Source organism: Labilithrix sp., assembly GCA_019637155.1.
Classification (GTDB): Bacteria; Myxococcota_A; Polyangia; order Polyangiales; family Polyangiaceae; genus Labilithrix.
Genome location: JAHBWE010000001.1, coordinates 307,912 through 333,670, shown reverse-complemented (window position 1 = coordinate 333,670; position 25,759 = coordinate 307,912). Strand labels below are relative to the sequence as shown.

The 25,759-nt window shown below is 70.6% G+C and carries 18 protein-coding genes; 8 read left to right on the top strand and 10 right to left on the bottom strand.

Annotated features, from left to right (window positions below):
• Positions 1-39: 39 nt before the first annotated feature.
• From KF837_01465 to KF837_01455, 3 genes are read left to right on the top strand one after another with little or no spacing between them, the layout of a single operon-like run.
• A complete protein-coding gene (locus tag KF837_01465) occupies positions 40-594 on the top strand; it encodes a hypothetical protein (GenBank protein ID MBX3225944.1) in 555 nt (184 codons plus the stop codon).
• Positions 591-1,457 carry an SDR family NAD(P)-dependent oxidoreductase gene (locus KF837_01460; GenBank protein MBX3225943.1) on the top strand — a complete coding sequence of 289 codons (867 nt, stop codon included), beginning with the start codon at positions 591-593 and terminating at the stop codon, positions 1,455-1,457. The genes KF837_01465 and KF837_01460 overlap by 4 nt, the downstream gene beginning before the upstream one ends.
• Positions 1,458-1,504: 47 nt before the next feature.
• A complete protein-coding gene (locus KF837_01455; protein ID MBX3225942.1) occupies positions 1,505-2,239 on the top strand; it encodes a Uma2 family endonuclease in 735 nt (244 codons plus the stop codon).
• A gap of 14 nt (positions 2,240-2,253) precedes the next feature.
• Here the strand turns inward: KF837_01455 and KF837_01450 are convergent, their stop codons facing one another.
• The 5 genes from KF837_01450 to KF837_01430 all read right to left on the bottom strand — a co-directional run bounded on the left by KF837_01450 (position 2,254) and on the right by KF837_01430 (position 13,126).
• The gene (locus KF837_01450; protein ID MBX3225941.1) at positions 2,254-7,962 is read right to left on the bottom strand and encodes a DNA repair ATPase; all 5,709 of its coding nucleotides are present in this window, start codon (positions 7,960-7,962) and stop codon (positions 2,254-2,256) included.
• 19 nt (positions 7,963-7,981) lie between these two features.
• Positions 7,982-8,329, bottom strand: a complete 348-nt coding sequence (locus tag KF837_01445) for a hypothetical protein (GenBank protein ID MBX3225940.1) — start codon at positions 8,327-8,329, stop codon at positions 7,982-7,984.
• Between the two features lie 31 nt (positions 8,330-8,360).
• A complete protein-coding gene (locus KF837_01440) occupies positions 8,361-10,433 on the bottom strand; it encodes a hypothetical protein (GenBank protein ID MBX3225939.1) in 2,073 nt (690 codons plus the stop codon).
• Between the two features lie 197 nt (positions 10,434-10,630).
• Entirely contained in the window at positions 10,631-12,169 is a 1,539-nt protein-coding gene (locus KF837_01435) for a trypsin-like serine protease (GenBank protein ID MBX3225938.1), read from the bottom strand.
• Between the two features lie 240 nt (positions 12,170-12,409).
• Positions 12,410-13,126: a DUF1449 family protein gene (locus KF837_01430; GenBank protein MBX3225937.1), complete on the bottom strand. Its 717-nt coding sequence runs from the start codon at positions 13,124-13,126 to the stop codon at positions 12,410-12,412.
• Positions 13,127-13,173: 47 nt separating this feature from the next.
• Here KF837_01430 and KF837_01425 point away from each other — a divergent pair, with 47 nt between their 5' ends.
• Positions 13,174-13,614: a hypothetical protein gene (locus tag KF837_01425; GenBank protein MBX3225936.1), complete on the top strand. Its 441-nt coding sequence runs from the start codon at positions 13,174-13,176 to the stop codon at positions 13,612-13,614.
• 6 nt (positions 13,615-13,620) lie between these two features.
• Here KF837_01425 and KF837_01420 read toward each other — a convergent pair whose 3' ends face one another.
• Entirely contained in the window at positions 13,621-14,232 is a 612-nt protein-coding gene (locus KF837_01420) for a Bax inhibitor-1/YccA family protein (GenBank protein MBX3225935.1), read from the bottom strand.
• A 348-nt stretch (positions 14,233-14,580) separates the two neighbouring features.
• On the opposite strand from KF837_01420, the gene KF837_01415 reads away from it, so the two are divergent.
• Together KF837_01415 and KF837_01410 are read left to right on the top strand one after the other, a co-directional pair.
• Entirely contained in the window at positions 14,581-15,201 is a 621-nt protein-coding gene (locus tag KF837_01415; protein MBX3225934.1) for a hypothetical protein, read from the top strand.
• Positions 15,202-15,294: 93 nt separating this feature from the next.
• The gene (locus KF837_01410) at positions 15,295-15,621 is read left to right on the top strand and encodes a hypothetical protein (GenBank protein MBX3225933.1); all 327 of its coding nucleotides are present in this window, start codon (positions 15,295-15,297) and stop codon (positions 15,619-15,621) included.
• A 780-nt stretch (positions 15,622-16,401) separates the two neighbouring features.
• On the opposite strand, the gene KF837_01405 is transcribed toward KF837_01410, so the two are convergent.
• From KF837_01405 to KF837_01395, 3 genes are all read right to left on the bottom strand, one after another.
• Positions 16,402-17,742 carry a hypothetical protein gene (locus tag KF837_01405; protein MBX3225932.1) on the bottom strand — a complete coding sequence of 447 codons (1,341 nt, stop codon included), beginning with the start codon at positions 17,740-17,742 and terminating at the stop codon, positions 16,402-16,404.
• A gap of 122 nt (positions 17,743-17,864) precedes the next feature.
• On the bottom strand, positions 17,865-19,676 hold the full coding sequence (locus KF837_01400; GenBank protein MBX3225931.1) for a L,D-transpeptidase: 1,812 nt from the start codon (positions 19,674-19,676) through the stop codon (positions 17,865-17,867).
• Positions 19,677-19,763: 87 nt separating this feature from the next.
• Positions 19,764-20,372: a hypothetical protein gene (locus tag KF837_01395; GenBank protein ID MBX3225930.1), complete on the bottom strand. Its 609-nt coding sequence runs from the start codon at positions 20,370-20,372 to the stop codon at positions 19,764-19,766.
• A 69-nt stretch (positions 20,373-20,441) separates the two neighbouring features.
• On the opposite strand from KF837_01395, the gene KF837_01390 reads away from it, so the two are divergent.
• Both KF837_01390 and KF837_01385 read left to right on the top strand, forming a co-directional pair.
• On the top strand, positions 20,442-23,207 hold the full coding sequence (locus tag KF837_01390; GenBank protein ID MBX3225929.1) for an AMP-binding protein: 2,766 nt from the start codon (positions 20,442-20,444) through the stop codon (positions 23,205-23,207).
• Between the two features lie 10 nt (positions 23,208-23,217).
• Complete coding sequence (locus tag KF837_01385) at positions 23,218-24,717, top strand: hypothetical protein (protein MBX3225928.1); 1,500 nt, start codon at positions 23,218-23,220, stop codon at positions 24,715-24,717.
• 24 nt (positions 24,718-24,741) lie between these two features.
• On the opposite strand, the gene KF837_01380 is transcribed toward KF837_01385, so the two are convergent.
• Entirely contained in the window at positions 24,742-25,725 is a 984-nt protein-coding gene (locus KF837_01380) for a DUF533 domain-containing protein (GenBank protein ID MBX3225927.1), read from the bottom strand.
• Between the last annotated feature and the right edge of the window lie 34 nt (positions 25,726-25,759).

The following is a 25,759-nucleotide window of genomic DNA, read 5'->3' as shown; positions in this document are numbered from 1 at the left end:
TAGCACGATCGGACGGCCGATGCGTGAGACAATGGCGAGATGCGGAGGTTCGGGCTCACCGTCGCGATGCTCGTATCGCTCGACGGCTGCCTCGACGATCCCACGTTCATCCAGGCCGACGCCGGCGAGGCGGGCACGTCGTCGACCTCCTCGACGAGCGGCGGCCCGGCCGCGGCGTGCGGGGGCGCATGCGGCGCCGCGGGCGGCACCTGCGAAGGCGCGACGTGCGCGTTCCGCTGCGGCTCGGGCGCGAGAGGCCGGCTCGGCGAGGCGTGCAAGGAGGAGGTCCGCTGCCCAGAGGGCGTGAGCTGCGTCGTCACGTGCGAGGGCAAGGACGCGTGCAAGCGGATCACGTGCACGGGCGCGGCGCGGTGCGACGTCTCGTGCAACGGAGAGTCGGCGTGCGCGGACGACGTGGTCGCGAGCTCCGCGAACACGGCGATCGCGTGCAGCGGCAAGGACGCGTGCAAGAAGGTCCGCTGCAGCGGCCCGTCGTGCGCGGTGACGTGCCAGCCGCCCGCGTGCGAGACCAAGGACGTACGATGCTGCGCCGAGAGTTGCACGGTCAACGGCGTGAAGGGTGAATGCAAGTGAGATCCTTCGACGGAAAGGTCGCCGCGATCACGGGCGCGGCATCGGGCATGGGTCGCTCTCTCGCCGTCGCGCTCGCGCGGCGCGGCTGCGAGGTGGCGCTCTCGGACGTCGACGAGGTCGGCCTCGCGGAGACGGTGCGCCTCGCCACCGCGGCGGGCAAGCCGGGCCTCCGCGTGACGAAGCGGCGGCTCGACGTCGCCGACGCGGAGGCGATGCGCGCGTGGGCGAAGGACGTCGCGAGCGAGCACGGCCGCGTGAACCTCGTCTTCAACAACGCGGGCGTCTCCTACTCCGCGACGGTCGAGGGCGCGGACCAGGCCGAGTTCGAGCGCATCGTCGACATCGACTACTGGGGCGTCGTCCACGGCACGCGCGCGTTCCTCCCGTACCTCCGCGCCTCCGGCGAGGGCCACGTCATCAACACGTCGAGCCTCTTCGGCCTCATCGCGTTCCCGGGCCAGTGCGCCTACAACTCGGCGAAGTTCGCGGTCCGCGGCTTCACGGAGGCGCTCCGCATCGAGCTCGAGATCACGGGCGCCCCCGTCTCCGCGACGTGCGTGCACCCCGGCGGCATCAAGACGAACATCGCGCGCGCGTCGAAGATGCACCCCTCGATGGCCGACCTCGGCGTGACCGATCCGGAGCTCTCCCGCCGCGAGTTCGAGAAGGCCTTCCGCGTGACCGCCGACGACGCCGCCGAGCAGATCCTCCGCGGCGTCCAGAGGAACGCCCGCCGCGTCCTCATCGGCACCGACGCCCGCCTCCTCGACGTGTTCCAGCGCCTCCTCCCCGGCACTTACCACGGCGTCCTCGCCCGCATCACCCGCCGCGTCCTCGCAAAGCAACGCGCCGCGAAGACGTAGACGCGGCGGTTTGCGAGCCGGCGCGGCGCGTGCCAGGATCGAGATCGATGGCGTCCGCCCCTCACTCGGACTCCCAGCCGAGCTACGCCCTCGGCGCGCCCATCTCGCTCGCGGATCTGCTGGCGCTACCGCCGGACGGACGCCGCTACGCGCGCGACGAGAACGGCATGCTCATCCTGTCGCCTCCTGACCACGCGGACTTCCATCGAACCCCGCTCGCGATCCTCATGCAGGGGATGATCCGGCAGCTCGACGATCGCTCCCTCGTCGTTGCAGGGGGCAGCGTCGCCTTCGATCCCATCTACACGCTGAACGGCACGGTGGTCCCGCTCTCCCATCACGGCCTGCCCTGCATCGAGCCGGACATCATTTGTCTGCGGCGTCCGTTCCGCACGATCCGCGCTTCGGAGAAGAACAAGGTCTACGCGCCGGAGGACGTCATGCTCGTCGTCGAGCTCCTGTCGCCGTCGACGTGGCGCGAGGACCTCGGGGACGGGACCGGCGACAAGACCGATCGCTGGCGGACGTACCTCGACGGGCGCGTCGGCGAGTACTGGATCGTCAACGCTCAAGAGACGACCTGCGGCATCCCCGCTCGCTCGGTGCTCGCGCTCACCTTCGATCCGTCACTGGGAACGTGGTCCGACGTCCGCGTCGAGGCAGCACGCCATGCCCCCGGCGACTATCGCGGACGACAAGCCCTCGTCGGCGGACGGATCACATCAACGGCCGTCCCAGGCCTGACGCTCGACATCGACCACCTCTGGCAGTCCGTCGGCTGAGCCTAACGCGCGCCCTACTCCCGCAGGAGCGGCTCGCGGAAGCGGACGAACTGGGCGATCGTCTGGACCAGGTCGCGGGACGGGCCGAGGAGCTTGGCGCCGAAGCCGGCGGGGGTCTCGTCGCCGAGGTGGTCCTGCGTCCACGAGACCATCGCCTGGCACTCGTGGCGCACGCCGCCGGGGAACTCGAGGCCGAGGGTGAGGGTGGCGCCGAGCGGCGGGAGCTTCGCGTACGTCGCGACGAACACGCCGCCGTCCTGCACCAGGTTCGACCCGTCCATGCTGCGCCAGAAGTTGCTCGGCGACGCGGCGTCGAGCGTGACGTCGAAGCGCGGGATCGTCGTCGACAGCGTGGAGAGCCGCTGCTCGAGCCGCCGGATCGCCTGCGCGATGTCGTCGAGCCGCGGATCCGGCAGCGGCGGCGGCCGCGAGCCCGGCAGCGGCGGCGGCTGCGAGCCGGGGCGCGAACCCGGCGCGGGCGGCACCTGCGAGCCGCGCTGCTGCGCGCGCGAGAGCTCGGTCAGCATCTGCACGATCTTCGTGAAGACCTGCGACTGCTCGCGCACGACGTTGACGACCGCGACCGCCGCCGCGGCGCTGCCGTCGTCGATCTTCATCTCGACCTTGCTCCCCTTCCCGAGCGGACGCAGCGCCTGGCCGAGCTGCGCGAGGATCGGGCCGAGCGCCTCCGCCTCGCTCGTCTTCGAGCCCGCGGCCGCGGCCGCGGCGATGCTCGCGTGCGAGATCGTCTCGCGGATGCGCTGGAGCTGCTCGTCGACGCCGGAGAGCGCGCCGGTGACGCGCGTGACGGGATCGTCGCCCTTCTTGCCGCCGCGCCCCTGGCGGACGAAGGCGTCCTTGATCTCCTTCCAGCGCGCGGCCTGCTCCGGCGTCACGCGCCTCCGGAGCTCCGCGAGCTTGAGGAGGTTCTGCTCCGCCCCCGTCGTCAGCGTCTGCGACTCGCTCGCGTAGTGATCGTCGATGAGCTGCTCGAGCTCGTCGTCGTTCATCGCGGAGACGACCTTCTCCGCGAGCTTGTTCATGTTGCGGTAGCTGCCCTGCAGCTTGAACGGCGGCTCGGTGCGGTACGCGTCCTCCTGCGACGCGGACTTGATGTACTCCTTGTTCACGTCGAGGAGCAGCCCCTGCACCTTGAGGAGGCGCTTCAAGACGCCGAGGATCTCCTCCACCTCCGCCGCGGAGTAGCCGTGCGACAGATCGGTGAGCGGGAGGTCCTCGCCCTGCGCCATCCGCACGAGCCGCTGCGTGTCGGCGGGCTCGCGCGTCGCGAGCGGCGCGAGCGCGGCGTTCGAGGTGAGCGCGTTCTCGATGTAGCTCGACGCGAAGAGCGCCTCCTGCCCGCCGAGGATGTCGCCGAGGTTGTAGGTGTCGGCGCGGTTCGCGAGCATGTCCGGGATCTGGAAGCGCGCCCCCGACTCCGTGTACGGGTTGCCGGCCATGACGACGCAGAACTTCTTGCCGCGGAGGTCGTACGTGCGCGTCGTGCCCTTCCACACGCCCTCGACGCGGCGCTGCCCGTCGCAGAGCGAGATGAACTTCTGGAGCAGCTCGCTCGACGTGTGCTGGATGTCGTCGAGGTAGAGCATCACGTTGTTGCCCATCTCGAAGGCGAGGTTGATCTTCTCGACCTCCTGCCGCGCGGTGCTGCTCTTCGCGTCGTTCGGATCGAGCGACGTCACGTCGTGCCCGAGCGCGGGGCCGTTCACCTTCATGAAGACGAGCCCGAGCTTGCTCGCGACGTACTCCATGAGCGTCGTCTTGCCGTAGCCCGGCGGCGAGACGAGGAGCAGCATGCCCATCAGGTCGGTGCGCTTCTTCGCGCCCACCGCGCCGATCTGCTTCGCGAGGTTCGCGCCGACGAGCGGGAGGTAGACGTTGTCGATGAGGCGGTTCCGCACGAACGACGTGAGCACGCGCGGCTGGAACTCGCTCATGCGGAGGCGCTTCCGCTCGCGGAGGGCGACGTCGGCCTTCAGCTTGCGGAACGCGCGGAACCGCGGCGCGGCCTCGGTGATGAACGGCACGAGGCGCGCGAGCGTCTCGTCGATCGCGAGGCGGAGCGAGCGGTTCACGACGCGGGGGTGCGCGCCGAGGAGGCCGTCGACCTGCGCCTCGACCGTCGCGGCGGACGGGTCGAGCGCGGCGCCGCCGGTCGCGGAGGGCGGGCCGTTCGCGCCCGCGGTCTCGGTCACGAGCATGACCGCGGCCTCGCGGACGTAGGGCCGCGCGTGCTCGACCTGCTTCTTCCCGACCAGCGCCTCGAGCCAGGCGAGCGCGACGCCGAGCTTCTTCGCCGGCTCCGCGTCGAGCGCGACCAGCTCGTCCTCGAACGCGCGCCGGTGCCCGGCCGCGTCGACGAACGAGATCAGCGCGCGCCGCAGCGAGTCCGCCGTCGCGCTCGCGACGAACCTGAGCTCCCGATGCGCGAGCTCGAGCACGAGGTAGCGCGCCGCGCTGGAGACCTCTCCCGTGTGGTGAGGCAGGCCCAGCGTCGTCGAGAACGCGCCGATGAGGGGCTCGATCTCGCGGGCGAGGTCGCTCTGCGCGGCGGCGTGTTTCGTCTCCTCGCGCAGCCGGCCGAGGCTCTTGCCGCGCGCGTGGAGCAACGCCCTCCGCTCGGAGGGGAGCGACGTCCACCAGAGGATCGCGAGCGCGCGCGCGTCGGCGGAGTAGCGGAGGAGGCCCGCGCTGGAGCGCAGCGCGAGGAGCTTCTCGAGGATCAGCGCCGCGTCGGCGTCGTGGATGCCGCGCTCGTAGCCCTCGTCGAGGCGGTCTTGCGCGTAGGCGCGGACCTCTTCGAGGAGCTTCCCGTCGCGCGCGGCGGCCTCGAGCTCGTCGATCGTGAGGCCCGCGCGAGCGCCGTCCTCCGCGTCGAGGAGCATCGAGGTCGCGAGGAACTCGCCGCGGTAGACCTCCGCCGACTCGCTCGGCAAGGTCTGCTCCCAGAGGTCCTTCGCCGCGTCGAGCTCGGGATCGTCGATCCGCTCGAAGAAGTCCGTGCCGGTGATGTGGATCGACATCACGCCTTCGCGCGGCACGAGCACGAGCTCGAGCGGCTGCGTGTGGACGCTGAAGCGATGCTCGCCGAGCTTGATGACGTCGCCCGCGCCGCCGTCTCCGAGCTCCGCCTTGTCGCGCATCGCGCGGAGGGCGTCCTGGCGCGCGGTCTTGATCCGGGAGGCGACCTCGTCGCTCTTCACCGTGTCGCCGAGCGCCTTGAGCTGCTCCTGCACGTCGGCGAGCTTCAGCACCATCGCGTCCGACGCGAAGTACGCGTTCAGCTCGTCGGGCGTCTTGAAGGTGGCGGCGCGGCGCGCGACGCCGGCGAGGATGCGGTCCGCGGCGGTGAGGAGGTTCTGCGCGCGACGGTGCCGCTCGTCGAGGAGCTGCTGCCGCTTCGCGCCGATCGCGTCGTTCACCTCTTCGCGCTTCGCCGCGAGCTCGGCGGTGAACTCGCCCGTCTCGCCGAACTTGCCCTCGAGCTCCTCGAGCTGGAGGAGCAGCTTCGAGAGCTCGGCGTCGCAGCGCTCCGGCGTGTCGCACACCGCGACCGCGCCGGTGACGGCCTGCCCGAAGAGCCGGAACTGCACGCCGAACTCGGCGCGCGCCTCGCTGCCGACGAGCTCCTTCCTCTTCGCCTGCCACACCGCGCGGGCGCGGTTCTGGTGCGCGAACGCGGCGCTGACGCCCTCGAGGATGCGCGTGCGCGCGGTCGCGTCGTCGATCTTGAGCCCGCCGGTGACCTCGGCGAGGAGGGTGAGGCCCTGCTGCACGACGTCGAGCTCCTCGCCGAACGGGGCGAGCTCGTTCGCCTTCGTCGTCGCCTCGATCTTCTCGACCGCGACGTCGAGGCGCTCGATGAGCGGCTTGAACGCGTCCTCCTTCAGGAAGTACTGGACGCACGCCTCGCTCACCTCGTCGAACCGCGCGACGAGCTCGTTCTCGAGCTTCGCGAGCGCGTGGACGTCCATCCCGCGCAGGTCCTTCAGGCTGATGAGCTGCCCGCGCTGGTGCCGGAGCTCGGTCAGCGCGCGGAGGTAGTCCTCGACGACGTGGAGGTCGTCGGGGCGCACCTTCACGAAGAGCGCGGCCTGCTCCGCGTGCGCCTTCTCGAGCGCCTCGTGCGCGCGCTTCTCGATCGCGTCGACCTTGTCGAACTCGTCGAGGACGAGCTCGCTCGTCTTCTTCATCGCCCCGAGCGTCGAGGCGAGGTCACCGGCCTCGGCGTGGCCGAGCCAGTAGTGCGAGTCGATCGCGCGCCCCACCGCCGCGACGAGGTCCTCGTAGTGATGACGGAGCGGCTTCTCGACCGCGACGAGGCGGCGGAGCGCGAGCGCGTCGGAGATGCCGCGCACGAGGTCCGCGTTCCCGACCTTCGCGAGGTAGCTCCCGTCCTTCGGCTTCGCGGCCGCGTTCTCGACCGTGTCGAACGGCGTCCGCCAGATCTGGAGCGGATGCACGCGCGTGGGCTCCTCCTCCGCGCGGAAGACCGCCATCGTGCCGTCGGGGAAGAGGCTGTAGCCGTGGCAGCGGATCGGCGTCGCGATCTCTTTGCGGATGACGTTGTACGGGAGGAGGAGGTATTCGCCCTCGTCGCGCCGGTGATAGACGTAGAGGACGTCTTCGCCGTTCGGCGATTTGACGACGCGCTCGAACTCGAGGCGGTCGGTGGCGGCGTCGAAGATCTTGTGCTCGCCCGACTGCAAGTAATACCCGCCCGGGAACACGATGCCGTGGTCCTCCGGCAGCTCGTGGCAGGCCTCTCCGATCGCGTCGATGCGGACCACCTTCTTCGCCCGCGGATCGAAGACGAGGTAGCGATAACGCTCTTCGCGAAATGGCCTTATGCGAAGGAGGATGAGATTGCCGACTTTGCAATACGCGATATCGCCGTCGTCGAGCGTCTGGTTCGGATCGTCGACCGGCTCGCGGTAAATGCCGCGCCCGTCCTTCGTGTTGTTCTCGACCTTGATCGTGAGGTCGCCGCCGACCGTCTCGACGAAGCAGACGTCGAGGATGCTGACGTGCGGGTGCGGGCCCGCCACCTGGTCGTCGCGGCCGGTCTGCGTCCACACGAACTCGTGCTGGCGCGGCGGCTTCGCGTCTTCGTCGCCGCGCGCGTCCATGTACGTGACGCGCCCCGCGGCGTCGATCGCCCAGCGGAGGACCTTCGTGTCCTGGGCCGTCGCGCCGGTCTGCACCACCGCGAGGAGACGCGTGTCGGTGCGCTTCAAGCGGAGGAGCCGCGCGTCCTTCGAGTACTTGAAGACGTCGCGGAGCTCCTTGACGAAGGCGTCGTCGGCGAGGAACGCGCCCGGCCCCTCGAACGGCACCTGCTCGAGGTCCCACTCCTCGCTGCCTTCTATCCGCTGGAACCGGTAGAACGAGAAGACGTCGTTCACCGTCGTCTCCGTCTTCAGGCCGAGGAAGACCTGGAAGCCGAAGAGGAGGTGCCCCGCGATGCTGACGAGGTCCCGCGCGATGCAGTTGTTCTCGGTGCGGACGCGCTCGTTCGCGAGCAGCGCGAGCTCGGCGCCGCCGAAGACCTGCTTCCGCTTCGCGTTGAGGGCCTCGGCCTTGGCCGCGAGCTCGGCCGACTGCTCGAGCAGCCGCTTGCGAATGACGTCGTAGCTGCCCCCTTCGAGGGCGGCTTGCGCAGGCGCGGACCCGCCATTGGCGCCGTTCGTTGGCGACGGCGGGATCGCGGCCTGCGTCGTCACGTCAGGTCCCGTCGTCGCGGTTGCCCATCGTCTGGACCCAGATGATCTTCTTCTTCTCGTTCTGCCACTCGACCGAATAGAAGAGGACCTCGCTCCCCGCCGACGAGCTGATCGCCGTGCGGCAGACGCGCTTCGGCGGGCTCTTGCGGTAGCGCGTCTCGCCGGGGAACCCCACCGTGAAGGTGAGGAACCGGTACTTGGAGCCGGCCGCCGTGGAGAGGATCCGGCGCACCGTCGACGTGACCTCCGGGTCGTCGCACGGCGGTGGCTTCTTCTTGAGCAGGTTGCAGCCGAGCAACGTCGCGAGCGTGAGCCCGATCGCGAGCTTCAGCGCGATGTCCTTCTTCATGGTGGTCCCCTTCTCGCCACGGAAGACTAGCCTACTCGCCCGTGCCCGCCGGCTTCCCGCGCGCCGCCTTCAAGCGAGCGGTCGCGGCGGGATCGTTGACGAGGAGCTTCTCGACCATGCCGAGGAGCGCCTCGTCGTCGGGCTTGACCGCGGACTCGACGAGGCTCCGCACGTGCGGGCTCGCGTCGACCGCGCCGTCGATCGCCTGACCGACGCTGACCGCCTTGACGAAGCGGTCGAAGAACGCGCCGTCGCCGCCGACGATGTTGAACTTCGCGTTCGAGAACGCCTGCGCGAGGATCTGCGCCTGCGCCGCCGCGACGCTCGTCTTGGCGTGGATGGTCTCGAGCTCGATCGTCTTCTCCTTCTCGAGGCGGAGCCGGAACTCCTCGTGGCCGCGCGCCGCGTCGTCGAGCGCCTTCATCGAGACGGCCTTCTCCGCGATGCCGGCCGCCTCCGCGACCAGCTTCTCGCGGACGACCTTCGCGGTCGCGAGCCCCTTCGACTCTTCGCCCGCCGCCTCGGCGGTGAGCTTCTCGCGGAGCGCCGACGCCTCCGCGACGCCGAGCTTCGCCACCGCCGCGGCGTCCGCCTCCTTCACCTTCACCTTCGCGAGGCCCTGCTTCTCCTCGCCCGCGGCGGCGGACTGCATCTTCTCGAACGTGACGCGCGCCTCGACGAGGCCCTGCTTCTCCGTCGCGATCGCGTCCGCTTCCTTCACGCGCGCCTTCGCGAGGCCCTCGGCCGCGGCCTCGGCCTGCACCGCCTCGGCGATGCGGATCTTCGCGCGCGCGAGCTTGTCGGCGGTCTCGAGCTCGGCCTCGGCCGCGATCGATCGCTGCCGCGCCTCGTGCTTCGCTGCTTCCTCCGCCGCCTCGGCCGCCTTGACCTGCTTCACGAGCGAGGTCTGGGCCTCGGCCTCGGCCATGATGCGGAGCGTGTCGCGCTCGCGGTTCGCGGTCGCGATCGCGCGGACGTCCTTGATCGTCTCCTCCTCCACCGCGACGGTCTTGTCGACCGCCACGCGCGCGCGCACGACGTCGGCGATCTCCTTCTTCTGGAGCTCGACCTCCTTGTCGCGCGAGATCCCGACGAGCGACACCTCACGCTCGCGGCTGATGACCTCGAGCTGACGCGCCTTCTCGACGCGCTCGGCCTCGACCGCGACCTCGCGCTCGCGGTTCTTCTGCGCGACCGCGACGCCGCGGTGCTTGGCCTGCTCGGCGACGAGGGCCTCCTCCTCGTTCTTGTGGTGGACGAGGTGCGTCTTCTTCGCCTCGTCGCTCGCGACGCGGGCGGCCTCGTTCTGCTCGCGCGACTGCGAGATCGCGATCTCCTTGTTCTTCTTCGCCTCGGCCTCGGACCGTCGCTGCTCGAAGTTGAAGATCGCCTCGTCGGCCTTGAGGTTCTCGGAGCCCATCTCCATGCGCTCGCGCTGGCGGAGCTCGTTCGTCTTCACGTTGTGGACGACGGTGATCTCGGTGATCTTCCGGATGCCGTCGGCGTCCATGATGTTGTCGCGGTCGAGCGCCTCGAGCGGGGTCTGCTCCAGGTAGTCGATCGCGGCGTCGTCGAGGATGAAGCCGTTGAGGTCCTTGCCGATGACCTCGATGATCTTGTCCTTGAAGTCTTCGCGCTTCGTATAGAGCTGCTCGAAGTTGAAGTGCTTGCCGACGGTCTTGAGCGCCTCGGCGAACTTCGCGGTGAAGAGCTCCTCGAGCGAGGTCGGATCGCTCGCGCGCGCGCAGCCGATCGACTGCGCGACCTTGAGGACGTCCTGCTCGGTCTTGTTCACGCGGACGAAGAAGGTGACCTTGATGTCCGCGCGGATGTTGTCGTTGCAGATGAGGCCTTCCTTGCCGCGGCGATCGATGTCGATCGTCTTCACGGAGAGGTCCATCACCTCGGCCCGGTTGACGACGGGGTACACGAGCATGCCCGTGAACGCGACGATGGGCTCCTTGCCCGCGGTGCTCACGATGAGCGCTTTGCCCTGCTCTACCTGCCGGTAGTAGCGCGCGTACATCGCGATGCCGCCGAGCACGAACACGACGACGATGCCGACACCGGCCCCGATGATCGCGAGCAACAACTTCTCATCCATGGCCCCTCTACTCCTCGGGCATGGCTCTTACACCACGGGCGCCATGTCTTCAACGCAGGGGGTTCTCAACGCAGGGGCTGCGCCCCTGCACCCCGCTCGCACGATGCATAAAAACGTCAGAACGTTTTTCTGCCGCGTGCTCGCCGTTTGGCGGTGCAGGGCGTTCGCCGATGCACAGCGCAACGGTTGCGATGCTGTTAGCGGCGGCGGCGGCGGCGGAGGAGGGTGGTGAGGGCGAGGAGGACGCCGAAGGTGGGGAGCGCGCTCGTGCGCGCGGGGTGCGGCGAGGCGGAGCAGCCCTCTTCGGTCGTCGTGGTCGTCGCGGGCACGACGGGGTCGTCGCTCGTGGCGGGGGCCTTCGGGGTCGCCTCGGTCTTCGGCTTCTTCGGCGCCTCGGGCGTGACGGGCGTGACCGGCACCACCGGCGGCGCCTCGCTCGCGTCGTCGTCGTCGCCGTCGGGGCTCGCGTCGACCGGCGGGGGGTTCGCGTCGACCGGCGGGTTCGTACCCGCCGGCGGGTTCGTGCCGGCCGGCGGCGGGTTCGTGCCGGCCGGCGGCGGGGTCGCGGGGGCGCCGATGACGAGGGCGAGCGGCGCGTTCGGATCGTCGCAGCGCGTCCAGCTCTCGCCGCCGTCGGCGGAGACGCGGAGCGCGACGACGTAGTCGCCGTCCTCGGCCGCGCCGATGCTTCCGGTGAACGTCTCGTCGAACGCGGCGCCCTTGACGGTGCTGCCGCGCGTCGCCGAGACCCACCGCACCGCGTGCGGCGCGCTCTTCTTGGCGATGCCGAAGTTCGCGACCGGCGCCGCGCGGTTCGCCATCTCCGCGAACGACGCCTTCGCGCGGACCACCTGCGACTGGTTCTTCTGCGCGCTCGGGAGCTGCGTCGTGGTGATGGAGCAGGTCGCCACGTCGCCGCTCGTCTGGTGGCCCCACAGCCCCTCGGGCGCGTACTCCCACGCGCCGCCGAGGATCGACCAGCCGCGCTCGGGGAGGAACGGCTTCATCGAGAGCTGCTGGAGGAAGTCGGCGTAGACGCCGAGCGGCGCCATCTTCCAGCCGGTCGAGGAGCATCCTTGCTCGTCGAGCGCGCTGTCGGGCGGCGCGACGGCGATGATGCCGGCGACCCCGCACTTCTGCGCCGCGCCCCAGGAGGTCTCGATCGACGAGCACACCATCGCGCCGAGGTCGCGCTGGCAGAGGCGCTGACCGCCCTCCGCGACGACGTCGGCGAGCGAGTCCGTCGCCGAGGTGAGCGCGACGTCGAGCGACGTCGTGTCGTTCGGCCGCGGCTTCCCCCAGCCGCTCACCGCCACGCTCTGGCGCGCGAAGAGCTTGTATCCTGCACGCAGCGGCGCGTGCGTGACGAGCGCGGTCCCGCCGTCGAGCGCGCGCGAGAGCTCGACGACCGCGATGTCCGCCGGCCCGCGCGGCGGCACGTGCACCCGCGTCACCTTCGCGCGCCACCACGTGCTCGTCCCGTTCTCGGCCTTGCCGACGGTGATGTCCCCTTCGGTGCAGCTCCGCGGGACGACCGCGAGCTTCTCCCCGATCAGCACGCCCGCGCAGAGCGGGTCGGTCCCGCTCCCGAACACGTAGACGAGCGGCGTCGCGTTCTGCCGATCGCCCCCCGCCGCGTTCTGCTCGTCGATCCCGGCCTCCTCCGAGACCTCCGCCGGCGCACACGCCACGAAACACAGAGAGGAGAGAGCCAACCCAAGCCAAGCCGAACGCATGGGACCTATGTATCCAAATGTCGGACCAGGCAAAAATCCCGCTAAAACCGCGATTCGAGGTCGGATCGAATGCGGCCCCGAGGCCTCAATAGGGAGACACCTTCGCCCAGGGTGATCGGCAAGATCGGGTTCGGGGCTTCGCCCCGACACCCCACCCCAGACACGGCCCTCGCGCTGCGCGCTCGGGGCGCTTCGCGCCCGCTTTCGCGGCCGCTTCTGGGGCCCCTTCACGTGGGAGCTCTAGCGTTCGACTTCGGGGAGGGGGGCGACGGTGAATTCCTGGCTCTCCTCGTCGTAGCTGACGATGAGGGCCTGGTCGCCGCGGCCGAGCTTTTCGCCGGCGTCGACGCGGACGCGCACGACGAGGCCGGAGCCTCCGTCTTCGAGCAGCGCCTCGCCGAAGCGGTCGGTCACGGTGCCCGTGCGGATCGTGCACAGCTTGCCGACCAGCTGCGCGCGCTTCGTCGCTTGCACCGGCTTCAGCGTGCGCGCGAGCGGGCGGATGACGACCGACGTCGGGAACACCCCCACGACCGGCGCCAGCACGAAGAGCGCGAGCTTCGCGGCGATGCCGAGGCCGAACGCGTCGATCGCCGCCGCGCCGAACATGCCGAGGATCCACGCGAAGAAGACGATGAGGCTGAGGACGAGCGTGGCCGGCGCCGAGCGCAGCTTCAGCGCGTTGAGGAGGCCCGCGTGACCGCCGTCGCCGTGGACGTCGAGGTCGACCTCGCTGGCTCCCCCCACGTCGAGGTCGAGGTCGACGGCGTCGACCGCGCCGTCGAGCGCGCCCTTCGTCGCCCCCTCCATCGCGCCGTCGACGGCACCGTCGGCGCCGTCGAACGAGACGTGCACCGCGCCGACGAGGACGAACAGCCAATAGACGATCGCCAGCGCCAGGAGACCGCTGTAGATCGCCATCGGGAAGCCGAGCGCGACGCCGAGGAAGTGCCCCATCGATGTGTACTGGACAGCCTAACGCCTTCGGCTACCGTCCGCACACGATGCAGAAGCGCCCGCTCCTCGTCCTCGCCGCCCTCGCGGCGGCGTCCGAGCCCGACTTCGGAGCTTCCGCGCTCGAGCGCCTGAAGACCGGCCTCCGCGAGCGCTACGACGACGACCCGATCGGCACGTCGCTCTCGACCGTCGTCGTCGCGAGCTGGCTCTTTTACAAGGCGGAGGCGGGGCACAACCCGCAGGTCACGTCGTTCCACGACGCGCTCACCTTCGTCTCGACGAGCCTCTCCGCAGGCTACGGCGACGTCCGCGCGCAGACGTCCACCGGCAAGACGATCGCCTCGTTGCTGATGACGATCGGCCCCGCGATGACGAAGAACCTCCTCGACGAGCCCGCCAAGGCACGCCGGCAAGAGGAGAGCGACCGAGCCGTCATCGACCGGCTCGATCGCATCCTCGCCGCGCTCGAAGCCCGCGCCTCCGCGTAATCGCGCTTAGTCGCGGCGGCGGCCGAAGAGCTGCAGCAGGAACAGGAACATGTTGATGAAGTCGAGGTAGAGGACGAGCGCGCCGACGAGCGGCCAGTTGCCTTCGACCTCACCGCTCGCGAAGAGCGCCTTGAGCTTCTGCGTGTCGTACGCGGTCAGGGCGCCGAAGATGAGCACGCCAATCGCGGCGATCGCGAGGTTCAAGCCCGCGCTCGCGACGAACATGTTCACGAGCATCGCGATGAGGAGCCCGATGAGCGCGAAGATCGCGAAGCGTCCGATCGCGCTGAGGTCCCGCTTCGTGAAGAAGCCGACGGCGGAGAGCCCCGCGAAGGCGCCGGCGGTGATGAAGAAGACCGAGGCGATCGACGTCATCGTGTAGACGAGGAAGATCACGCTCATCGTCGCGCCGGTAAGCGCCGAGTAGAGGAGGAAGAGCGCCCCCGCCGCGACGGTGCTCATCCGCGCCGCGATCGCGCGGAAGGCCATGACGAAGCCCAGCTGCGCGAAGAGGAGGACGTAGAAGACGATCCGGTTTCCGAGGATCACGTTGAGCGCCGCAGGCGAGCTCGCGACCGCCATCGCGACGAGGCCCGTCACACCGAGTCCCGCGGACATCCAGCGATAGGTCTTCCACAACGCATCGTTCGCGCTCTGGGCGATTCCAACCGACCGCGCTTGGGTGGCGTAGTTCATGCCCGACAAGGTAGGCACGTCCTGCGCCACAGGTAACCCCCGAATTCCGGCCGCGCTTCCCCGACGCAGCCAGCCGACCTCAACCTTCTTTTTTTCATAGGCCTCGCACGGCCTCACGTCCTCCCGTACCGCCTCGGTCAGGGGCGCCGGCAGAGCCCAGCAGGCTGCAAACACATCTCGGGGAGCCGACCTCGCCCAAAGCGGTGCACGCGGCGCCGCGCCTCGGAAATGCGGGCCGCTGCGCCACGGTGCGGGCGCTACTCTTGGGAAATGCGGGTTGGGGTCGTCGCGGCGGTGGTGGGCTGCGCGGGGTTCGTGGTGATGGCGGAGGCGCGCGCGCAGTCGGCGGCGGTCGGGCCGCCCGTCGTCGCGCCGCTCGTTCCGGGCGCGAGCCAGGACGCGTCGCTGCGACCCGACGCGCGCGACGCCTTCGCGCTCGAACCGCTGCGGCTCGACCTGCTCTCGAGCTTCGTCCCGCATCGGCTGAACGAGCCGGGTTGCAGCGATCACGTCGAGGCCGCGGGTACGGCGACAGGCGGGCCCGGCTTCCCGCTCATGACCGCGGCGGCGATCGGCATCCCGCTGTTCGGTCGCCGCTCTTCGTGGAAGACCCCGCGCCTCACGCTGTTCGGGATGAGTCGCGGCGGCTGCGCGATCGACGCCGCGGCCGGCGGCGGCGCGACGATCACGATCCCGATCACGCGCACCACCTTCTTCGCGTGGGGCGGCGGCGCGATCTACCTCCCCCGCGCCGGCCCGGGCGGCGCGCCCATCCAGCACCGCACCGTTCGCGCCGATCTCGTGTTCCAGCAACCCTCCGGTCGCTCCTACACCGTCGGAATCGGCGTCCAGGAAGGCGTCCCACGGATCTCGGTCGGCGGAATTTTCTGAGCAATTTCCATAGTGGAAACGCAGCTCGCGCAATCTTCCCTGCGCGAGGTCATTTTCGTTGCGCACCCTCCTGTGGGTGCTACCTGACCCCACATGCGGCACGTCAGCTCGGCTTTGGTCCTCGTGGCGGTGGCTTTCCTCGGCGGATGCGCCGGCGAGAAAGCCGCCGCGAAGGCGCCGATCGCTCCGCACATGTCCGTCGCGATGGACGACGCGACCTCGCGCGCGCTCCTGAGCGACGACGTCGCCGTCGGGACGACCACGCTGACGAGCGCCACCATCGTCGTCGCGCCCAAGGAAGCCTCCCTCTCCGCCGGTCCTGCACCAGAGGAGACGATCGACGACGAAGAACCGATGCCCATCCGCACCTGGGGCATCGACCCAACCGAAGTCGAAGGCATCCCCACCAACCGCGAATAAGCTCGCGCCCCGCCACCGCAACGAGCACAAGGCCAACGAGCCCCGACGCGCGGGGCCGGGTCGTCGGAGGGGCATGCGCCTCAACGAGCGCTCGTCCCAACCAGATGCATTTCGCTCCTCAAACGATTCGTTGGGTAATTAGGAAAAAGCCGTATCGCGACCATCGCGATACGGCTTCTTATTGGGAACGACGTGCATCGAAGCGTGAGGAGCGCCGAGGGGGAGGGGGGAGCGGTGAGAGACGCACCTCGCGCCATCGATGTTCGTCGACGATGAGCCGTTGCTCGCGCCGTGCCGAACGCCCTCGAGCCGGGTTGCACGCGGAGCAGCCGCGAATTCGCGCGTCGCCCTCGCGCTCGCCCACACGACACGGATCGCCCGCGGACCGCGCAGCTCGAACCGGCGATCCGAGACGATCCGTCCTCAACGCCGCGCCGACACGCAAGGTGAAGCGCACGCTCGCGCGCCGGGGTCGCGCAAGATGAGCTCGACACCACAAGACGCTCCCGACGCCGGACGCGCGGGACGACAATCCGGACAAATGCGGCGACAACGAGAGCGGACAACGGGGCCGGACCGAAACGCGGCGACTCCGTGAGTGAGCGAGATGACTGGTGTGCGCGAGCTGGATCCTTCGCGCGCGTGGCGGCTCTCAGCAGGATGACAGACTGGCAGTGATGGGGGGCGGCTCCAGACCGAAGGCGTAGCGAACGGCCGGTGCTTCGTGCGAGGCCCATATCAAAAAATGTGAGCGGAGGGCCGGGGGCTCGGGGGCGGCGATCAGGGGGGCGGGTAGCTCGTGAGCTTCACCGCGAAGACGGAGCGGGTCTCCGCTTTTTCGGTGAGGCTCCAGAGCCAGCCGTTGGCGGCGTCGACCATCAGGTCCTCCGGGTTGTTGCCCCACTTCGAGGTCGCGCTCTTGCCCTTCGTGACGCGGTAGAGATCGCCGCCGTCGTTGGTGGGGGCGCTCGACGAGAGGTACGCGACGCCGTCGATGAAGGCGCCGCCTTGCACCTGGCGGTGGCTCATCAGGTACGCCTCCGTCGGGAACGTGACCTTGCTGCGGAGGAGGCCCGTCGCCGCGTCGAGCGGCCAGCGGAAGATGCGACCCGCGAGCGGGCCCGCGCACGCCTCGCCGCTGCAGTACTCGCCCGAGACGAGGCTCGGCGGATCGCTCTTTCGATCGAGCGAGACCCACGAGAAGATCGGCTTGCAGCTCGACTTCACCGCGTAGCTGCCGATCTGCGGGAGCACGTACTTGTACGTGCCCGCGCGGCACGTGCCGTTCGTGCAACCGAACATGCCGGGGTCGACCGCGACGCGGAGCAGGTGGCGCATGTCGAAGACGCGGAAGCCGCGCGTGGTGTCGGCGACGTAGAGGTAGTCGCGGTACCAGACGATGCCGCCCGCGTGGATCTTGATCGGGTCGAAGCTCGGCGCCTCGCGCGTCCCCTTCGGCGCGACGAGGAGGACGAAGCGGTACTTCGGCGCGACCGCCGTCGTCGTGTCGACGAACGCGATGCGTACGCCGCGGTTCTCCTCGCCCGAGCTCGGGACCGGGTGATCGTAGAAGCTGACGAGCACCGCGCTCCGCTGGCCGACCTTGCCCGTGTCCGTCGCGTCGGCGGTGCCGGTGATGCCCTGCGGCGTCCACGCGATCGAGGCGTCGTCGTCGCCTTGCCACTCGAACGCGTACTGCACGCCGGCCGGGCCGCCCGGCACCGTGTTCGTCTTCGTCGCGACGCGGTTCGCGTCGGCGAGGACGTCCTGCACCGAGACCGGCGTCGTGAGACCCGCGAGCGCGCTCACGAGCTCCGGCGTCGCCCCGAGGTTCTCGCTCTCCTCGAGCGAGAAGCCGCAGCGCTCGACCTCGGCGAGGCCCGAGCGCTCCGCCGCGGTCGCCGGTCCGCAGGATTCTTGCAGAGTGCATGTATCGACGAAGCGCGGCTTCGGCGGGTCGTCGTCGTCGTCGGGGGCGCCGCTCGAAGAGGAAGAGGAGGACGACGACGCGGTCGGCTCGTTCGTCACCGCGCTCGCGTCGGTCGTGTCCGGCGCGTCGGAGGTGGAGGAGCAGGCGGCGATCGCCGCGGCGGCGACGACGAAGAGAAGCGAGCGCATCATCAACGTTCTCTTCATGTTACGGGCCGCCGGCGGGAGGGCCAAAGCCCACAAATTCGCGCGCGGGCTTGCGCAACTCGAGCGTGACCGCGCCCTTCGGTGGGGCGCGGACGGCTCAGGCCGGATCAGTCGTCGTCTTCGTCTTCGTCCGGCGGCGGCGCGGGCTTCGGCGCGGGCGCCGGAGCAGGGGCGGGCGCCGGAGCAGGCGCAGGCGCCGAGGCGGGCGCCGCGGACGACGAGGCGGCCTTCGGCGCGGGCGGCGGCGGTGACGATGACGACGACGAGCCCGAGGCCGCGGCCGCGGGCTTCGGCGGATCCTTCGGGTCCTCGTGGACGATCACGCGCGTGCCCGCGTTCTCCTTCGTCGCCCTCACGCCGTGCCAGCCCTCCGGGAGCGTGGGGCCCGCCCAGGCGAAGACGTTCTTCGCGTCGAACGGCGTCATGTTCACGCAGCCGTGGCTCTTCTCGTGCCCGAACCTCGAGTGCCAGAAGGCGCCGTGCAGCGCGTAGCTGCCCTCGAAGTACATGATCCACGGCACGTCCTGGATCGAGTACGCGCCGTCGGAGCCGCCATCGTCTTCCATCGTCGCGGCGATGTGCTTCTCGCGGATGCGGAAGTCGCCCTGCACCGTGCGGTGGTCCTTCGACTTGTCCTCGTCGTTGTGGCGGCCGGTCGAGACGATCGTGGCGTAGACCGGCTTGTCGCCCTCGAACGCGACGAGCGACTGCGCGGAGAGGTTCACGTCGATCCACTTCTCGTCCGGCGCGAGGCCCTTCGGCGGTGGGCCGGGACGGGTATGGGTCCCGTCGATGTCGCGCATCCACCAGCCCTCCTCCGTCTCGAAGTAGGCGCGGTCGCCGACGACGCGGCGCTTGCCGGTCAGCTGGAGGATCGTGAAGCGATCGACCGGATCGCCGCGGCGGACCTTGCCCTCCTTCTCGTCGGCGCGGTTCGGATCGCCCTCGTCGATGAAGTAGTGGCGCGCGCGCGGGCTCGTGATCCACGCGAGCGGGAGGTGGCGCTTCTCGCCGGCCGCGTCGAGGCGAACGCCCTCGAACTCCGTCTTCGACTTGTGGACGAGGATGTGATCGGAGGGCGCGAGGAAGCCGGCCGTGTTGCGCCAGAACTTCCCCGACGACGTCGAGAGCTCGCGATCGAGCGAGAGGTAGAAGCCGCGCACCATCCGCACGACGACGAGGCCGCCTTGCTCGTTCGTGCGGATGTCGTCGATCTTCACCTGCGGGCGCTGGCCCTTGTGGTCCTGGAGGTACCACGGCGTCGCGCTGCCCTCCGGCGAGACGCCGGCGGCGGCGAGCGCGGCGGAGTTGTCGATCGTGCCGTCCGCCTTCCGCTTCGACTTGCCGATCGCGAGGCCCTTCTCGAGGTCCTTCCGCTCCTTCTTGAGCGGACGGCGGCGGTAGAGCGGCGCGCCGTTCGTGAGGTTGAGGCCGTACTCGTACGGGAGCGGGCCGTCGGTGGACGGCGGATGAGGCGCGCTCTCGAGCTCCTTCGACGCGAGGTCCGTCGTCACGTACTTTCCGCAGACGAAGCCGCCGGTCACGAGCTCGTACCAGCCCTCGGAGCAGTTGCTCTTCTTGATGACCTTCGGCTTCACCGCGACGACCGCGCCGCGGCGCAGGTAACCGAGGCGCATCGCGTTCGCGCGCTCGCCGCTCGCGACCTTCGTCGGATCCCTCGGCGGCCACTCCGTGATGTTGAACACGGGGGTCGTGAAGTCGAGCGCGGCCACCTGCGGCGTGTCGGACTTCCCCGTCCCCGCGTCGAACTCCTCCAACGTGCCGGGGCTCTCGTCGGTGCTCGTCGTCTCCGTGATCGACGCGTCGTCCTCGTCGTCGAGGCTCGGCCCCTTCTTGCAGCCGCCGCAGGCCGGGAGACCGACGACGAGGAGGGCGATGCAAACGACGGAAAACCGCACGACGACGGCCAGTTACGATCGGATCGCGCCGCGCGCAAGTCGTGCGGCGCGCGGGCCCGATTTTTCGGAGACCGCGGCGTGGAGCCGCTACGGATCGTCGACCGGACGCTCCGCGCCGGCGGCGTCTTGCGCGCTCTTTTTGAGCCCCTCGGGGAGCACCTCCGGCTCGTCGTCCTCGGCGTCTGCCGTCTCGGTCTCCGGCGACTCCGGCGACTCCACCGCGCGGACCTTCTTCACGCGCTTCTTCGGCGCGGCCTTGATCGTCGCGAGCTCCGGCGCGATGACGATCAGGCTCGCGTTTCCGTGCGCGACCGTACGCGCCCTGCGCGGCATCGCGCGCGAGGAGAACGCGTCGCTCGTGAACGACACGAAGGCGAGGGCGCACGCGAGCGAGATCGCGGTGAGGCCCGCCGACAGACCGGCGAGGAAGGAGCTGCGCGTGACGCTGCGGCCGATCTCGACGTCGCGCGTCGAGCGGAGCCCCAGCGCATCACTGTTACGCGCGGGAGGGAACCGATCTTCCTCGTCGGGGACGTCGATCGCGAACGGCGCGAGCGAAGGCATCCGCACCGTGTCTTCGACGTCGACCGGCGGGAGCGAGTCGCGGCGGAGGATCAGCGTCCCGCCGTCGGTCATCGCGACCTCATCGGCGCGACGGATCGCGCACTTGATCTTCCAGGACTCGGGCCCGTCCACGACCGGATGTACGAGGTCACGCGGGGTTTCCTCCCCCACCCCTTCGAGATTGGGAGCACTCCCGAGCACATGTGGGACTATCGTGACGTCCCGATGGCGCGCGGTCCTTCCCTCTCTCGGCGTCTCCGTGCGTCCGCGCGGAACGCCCTCGAGCTCGCGCGGTTCGGGCGGCTCGGCGAGGACTACAGCGCGACGTTCGACATCGTCGACACCGGCCCGCACCACCGGCTCCGGCGCTACGCCGGCCCGGCCGACGGGCCCGTCGCGCTCCTCGTCCCGCCGCTCATGCTCACGGCCGAGATCTACGACGTCGCGCCGGACACGTCGGCGGTGAGCTACCTCGGCGACGGCGGCGTCTCGCCGTGGGTCGTCGACTTCGGCGCGCCGGAGCACGAGCGCGGCGGGATGAGCCGCAGCCTCGACGATCACATCCGCGCGATCGTCACGTCGATCGAGCGCGTCCGCGCCGTCACCGGCAAAGACGTGCACCTCTGCGGGTACTCGCAGGGCGGCATGTTCGCGTACCAGACCGCCGCGTTCCTCCGCGGCGAAGGGATCCGCTCCGTCGTCACGTTCGGGAGCCCGGTCGACATCCACAAGAACCTGCGCGCGGTGCGGAGCGACCTCGCCGGCCACTTCGCGAAGACGATGCATCCGCTCGCGAGCGCGCTCTTCGAGCGGATGGAGGGCCTGCCGGGGAAGCTCACCAGCACCGCGTTCAAGATCGTGAGCACGCGCAAGGAGCTCGAGCAGCGCATCGATTTCTTGCGCTCGCTCCACGATCGCGATCGGATGGTGAAGCGCGAGGCGCGGCGGCGCTTCCTCGGCGGCGGCGGCTTCGTCGCGTGGCCCGGCCCCGCGTTCCGCGCCTTCGTCGACGAGTTCGTCGTCCACAACCGCATGATGTCGGGCGGCTTCGTCATCGACGGCCGCACCGTGTCGCTCGCCGACCTCGCGCTCCCGATCCTCGCCTTCGTCGGGAGCTCCGACGAGATCGCGCGCCCCGCCACCGTGCGCGCGATCGCGAAGGCCGCGCCCGACGCGGACGTCCACTTCATGACCGTGCGCGGCGGACACTTCGGCATCGTCGTCGGCGGCTCCGCGATGGCGGAGACGTGGCCCGCGGTGGCGGAGTGGATCAAGAACGACGCGTCGCTCCCGCCGGCGGCGTCGACGCGCGAGCTCGACGACGACGACGACGAGCCGGGCGGCGACCTCGACCTCGAGCTCGACCTCGCGTTCGACGTCGCGGCGCGCACGGTCAAGGACGCGTGGCGCAAGCTCGGTGAGGTCGTCGCGAGCGCGAACGCGACGGTGGACACCGTGCGCTGGCAGGAGCCGCGCCTCCGCCGCCTCGCGAGCATCGAGCCGGAGACGAAGATCAGCGCGAGCCGCGAGCTCGCCCGCCGCGCGAAGGAGACGCCGGACGCGACGTTCTTCCTCTGGCGCGGGCGCGCGTTCTCGTTCCGCGACGCGGACACGCGCGTGAGCAACGTCGCGCGCGGCCTCACCTTCGTCGGCGTACGGCCGGGCGAGAAGGTCGGCGTCTGGATGCACAGCCGGCCGAGCCTCCTCTCGACCGCGACCGCCCTCGGACGCATCGGCGCGATCGCGGTCATCGCGCCGCCGGACGCGCCGCGCGAGGGCGTCGAGGACGCGTTCCGCGACGCGGGCGTCGACCGCATCGTCGTCGATCCCGAGCACGTCGGGATCCCGGGCGCGCTCGTCCTCGGCGGCGGCAGCAAGCGCGCGATCGACGGCGCCTTCGACATGGAGGCGGTCGACGTGACGGAGATCGCGCTCGAGCACGCGGACGAAGGCGCCGCGCGCGACCTCGCGATGATCCTCCTCCGCCCCTCGGAGCAGGACGGCGCGCTCCGCGCGGTGCCGGTCACCAACCACCGCTGGGCGCTCTCCGCGATCGGCGCGGCGGCGGTGTGCACGGTGGAGCCCGCCGACACGGTGCTGTGCGCGGTGCCGCTCCATCACCCGACCGGCCTCCTCGTCAGCGCCGGCGCCGCGCTCGCGGGCGGCGCGCGCCTCGCGCTCGTGGAGATGCCGCGCAAGGACTACGCGGGCGCGCTCGTCGCCGCGATCCGGCACGCCGGGGCGACGATTGTATTCTACACAGGAGAGATGCTCCGCCCGCTCCTCGAGGAGCGCGCCGATCGTCACCTCCCGGTCCGGCTCTTCGCCGGGAGCGGCATGCGGCCCGCGCTCGCGACGCGGCTCCGCGAGCGCTTCGGCGTCGACACGATCGAGTTCTACGCCGGCACCGCGCACCGCGCGATCCTCGCCGACGCCTCCGGCGACGCGCCGGGCTCGCTCGGCTCGGTCCTCCCCGGCAGCGCGGAGGTCACCCTCGTCGCGTTCGATCCGGAGACGCGGCAGGTCGTGCGCGACGGCGCGGGACACCTCGTCCACGCGGGCGCGGAGGAGGCGGGGCTCCTCGCGGTGAAGGTCGAGCCCGACGAGATCCTCCCCGGCGCGATCGCGAACGCGTTCGCCGACGGCGGCACGTGGCTCGTGACGAACGACGTGCTCGAGCGCGACGCGACCGGCAAGCTCTGGTTCGTCGACGCGCTCTCGCGCTTCGTCGGCGGCGTGAGCCTCCGCCGCGTGGAAGATGCACTCTACACGCTCCCGGAGGTCCAGCTCGCGGCGGCGTGGGAGAGCGGCGGCCGCGTCCACGCGGGCTACGTCGCGCGCGAGGCGATCGCGCCGGAGCGCCTCCTCGCCGCGCTCGGCGACCTCCCCGTCCACGCCGGCCGCGTCCCGGAGATCCAGCTGACGGAGGGGTTCCGCGTGCTTCCGCCGCGCGTCGCGCCACGATAGAAGGTGAGCGATGAGCGCCAAAGTGAAGGCCGTGCTCGCCGCCGCTCTCGTCGCGGCGTGCGGGTCCGGCGACGAAGCGAGCGAGGGATACGACGATCGCGCCGAGCGCGCGGCGCTGATCGAGGGCCGCGGCTACTCCTACGTCGGCTTCGTGCCGGTGCCGGTGCTCGGGGTCGACGGCGTCGCGACGGTGCAGCCGCGCGCCTTCACGGTGCACGACGGCGTGCCGGGCGCGGTGATCGAGGTGACGCGGCGCCTTCAGCAGGGCCCCGTCACCTTCGCGATGTCGGGGTTCTTCACGAACGGGTTCGTCGACGGGCCGGACGTCAGCGTCGTCGAACCGAACCTCTCGTCCGACGCGAGCTTCGACGGGCTGCGGACGCGCTACTGGTTCGAAGGCGGGCGCGCGATGGGGCAGCTGAACGCCACCATCTTCGCGCCGCACGGCCGCTGGAGCCACGTCGTCACGCGCGCGGCGGGGGCGGATCAGCGCCAGCTCGAGATCGAGCCGCAGCTCGCCTTCCCCGTCGACGCGCAAGGCCTCGCCTACGCCTACCGATCGTCGGCGACGCTCGGCGTCTCGACCCCGACGGCGCGGGCGGAGACGACGGCGGGGACCGGGCGGTCGATCGCGCTCGGGATCGCGGCGGACGGCGACCTGCGCGTCGCGACGACCGAGGCGCGCGACGCCGGCGTGTTCCTCGCCGTGTACCGGCGCGCGGATGCGACGCTCGAGCGCGTCGCCGAGCTCGAGGTGGAGGCCGCCCTCGACGGCGCCGCGCTCCGCGTGCTCCACGCGAACGCGAACGCGAACGCGAACGTGAAGGAGACGACGTACGTAGCGGCGCAGAGGGAGGACGAGGTGCACCTCTACCGCGTCGAGGGCGGCGCGCTCGTCCGCGTCACGCTCCCCGCCGGCGACAAACACACCTTCGCCCTCGACGACGCGGGCGCGCTCTACGTCGGCTTCTCCGATCCGGCGAACGGAGGACGGGCGACGGTGCAGAAGCTCTCCGGCGCGGAGGCGGTGACGGTGGGCCAGGCCGGCTTCTCCCGCGACGCGGTCACGGCGCACGTGTTCCCGCACGGCGCCGACGTCTACGTCATGTTCACCTCGACGAAGGAGCTCGCCGGCGCGGCGATCGCGTGCGCGGGGCCGTCGTGCGTCCCCTACCGCAAGAAGACGCCGCCGCCGCCGAGCGCCGCGACCGCGCCGACGACCGCGGCGATCTCCTGCTCGTACTCCGGCGACCTCTGTCGCGAGGCGACCGGGACGACGCCGGACGGCGTCAAGGAGTTCGAGGCGTGGTGTCTGCTCCAGAGCACGCCGACGCTCGCGTCCACGTTCCGCGCCGCCGCGTGCCCGCGCGAGGGCGTCGTCGGTGGGTGCCGCAAGCGATACAGCACGGTCGAAGAGATCTCGTGGTCGTACGGCACCTACGGCAAGACCGCAGACATGGTCGCGACGGGCTGCGCCGCCACCGGCACGGAGCTCGTCCCCGCCCCGTGACGCGGCGTCCCCGCCGGCGCTGACTCACGCGAGCTCGGCGACCTTGCGGTCGAACTCCTCCTGCGAGATGACCCCCTCGGAGAGCTGCTCGCTCAGCGCGTCGAAGACGGCGCTGTTCGCGCGCTGCGACGCGATGATGACCTCCTCCTGGTCCTTGTAGACGGAGCGCGCGATCTCCTCCGCCGCGCGGAACCGAGCGCGCAGGTCCTCCGGCTTCGCGGTCGCGGGGACCTGACCGTCAGCGAAGACCTTGTCGATGACGGTCGCGAGCGCGTACGTCGACACGAACGACGTCGTCGCGCCGATGACGCTGCCCCAGCCCGGGATCAGCTTCGCGAGGTTGTTCACCGCGAGGCGCGCGCCGGTCCCGAGGCCGACGCCGTAGAGGAGCGTCTTCGCCGCCGCCGCGTCGAGGGTGTGGCCCCAGAGCGCGCCGACGTCGCGGATCATCTTGAGCTGCACCGCGACGACGGCGAGATCGGTCGCGATCGCGAGGCCCGGGATCGGGAACGCGCCGAGCGCGGCGGTGAGCACGGCGTAGCGGAGCGCGCGCTTTCGCACCTCCGCGCTGCGCTCGCCCGCGTCGGCGAGCGGAGCGATCGGCGCGAGCGAGAGCGGACCGCCTTCGCGCGACGCGCGACCGACGAAGATGCGATCGAGCGTGGCGCGCTCCGCGTCGGTCGTCCCCGCGTGCGCCGCGATCTTCTCGAGGAGCACCTGCTCGTCCGGCGTGCAGGCGCCGTCGGCGTTGGCCATGAAATAGGCGCTGCGGTAGATCTGCGCCCGCGCCTCCTCGCTCTCCAGGAGCGCGAGCTCTCCGTCGACGTCGACGGGCTCCGCGAGCAGGCTGTCCACCGTGACGCCGCCGAGCACGCCCTTCGTGAGCTCCAAGCTCTCGATCGCGGCCGCGAGCGAGCGCCTCTCGTCCTCGTGGACGGTGCCGTCCGCGTGCGCGATCGCGACCAGGATCCGGAGGCTTGCGAGCGCCTCGCTCTCGGTGATGGCCATGACCACCAAAGGATACCCGGCAACGTGATCCGGC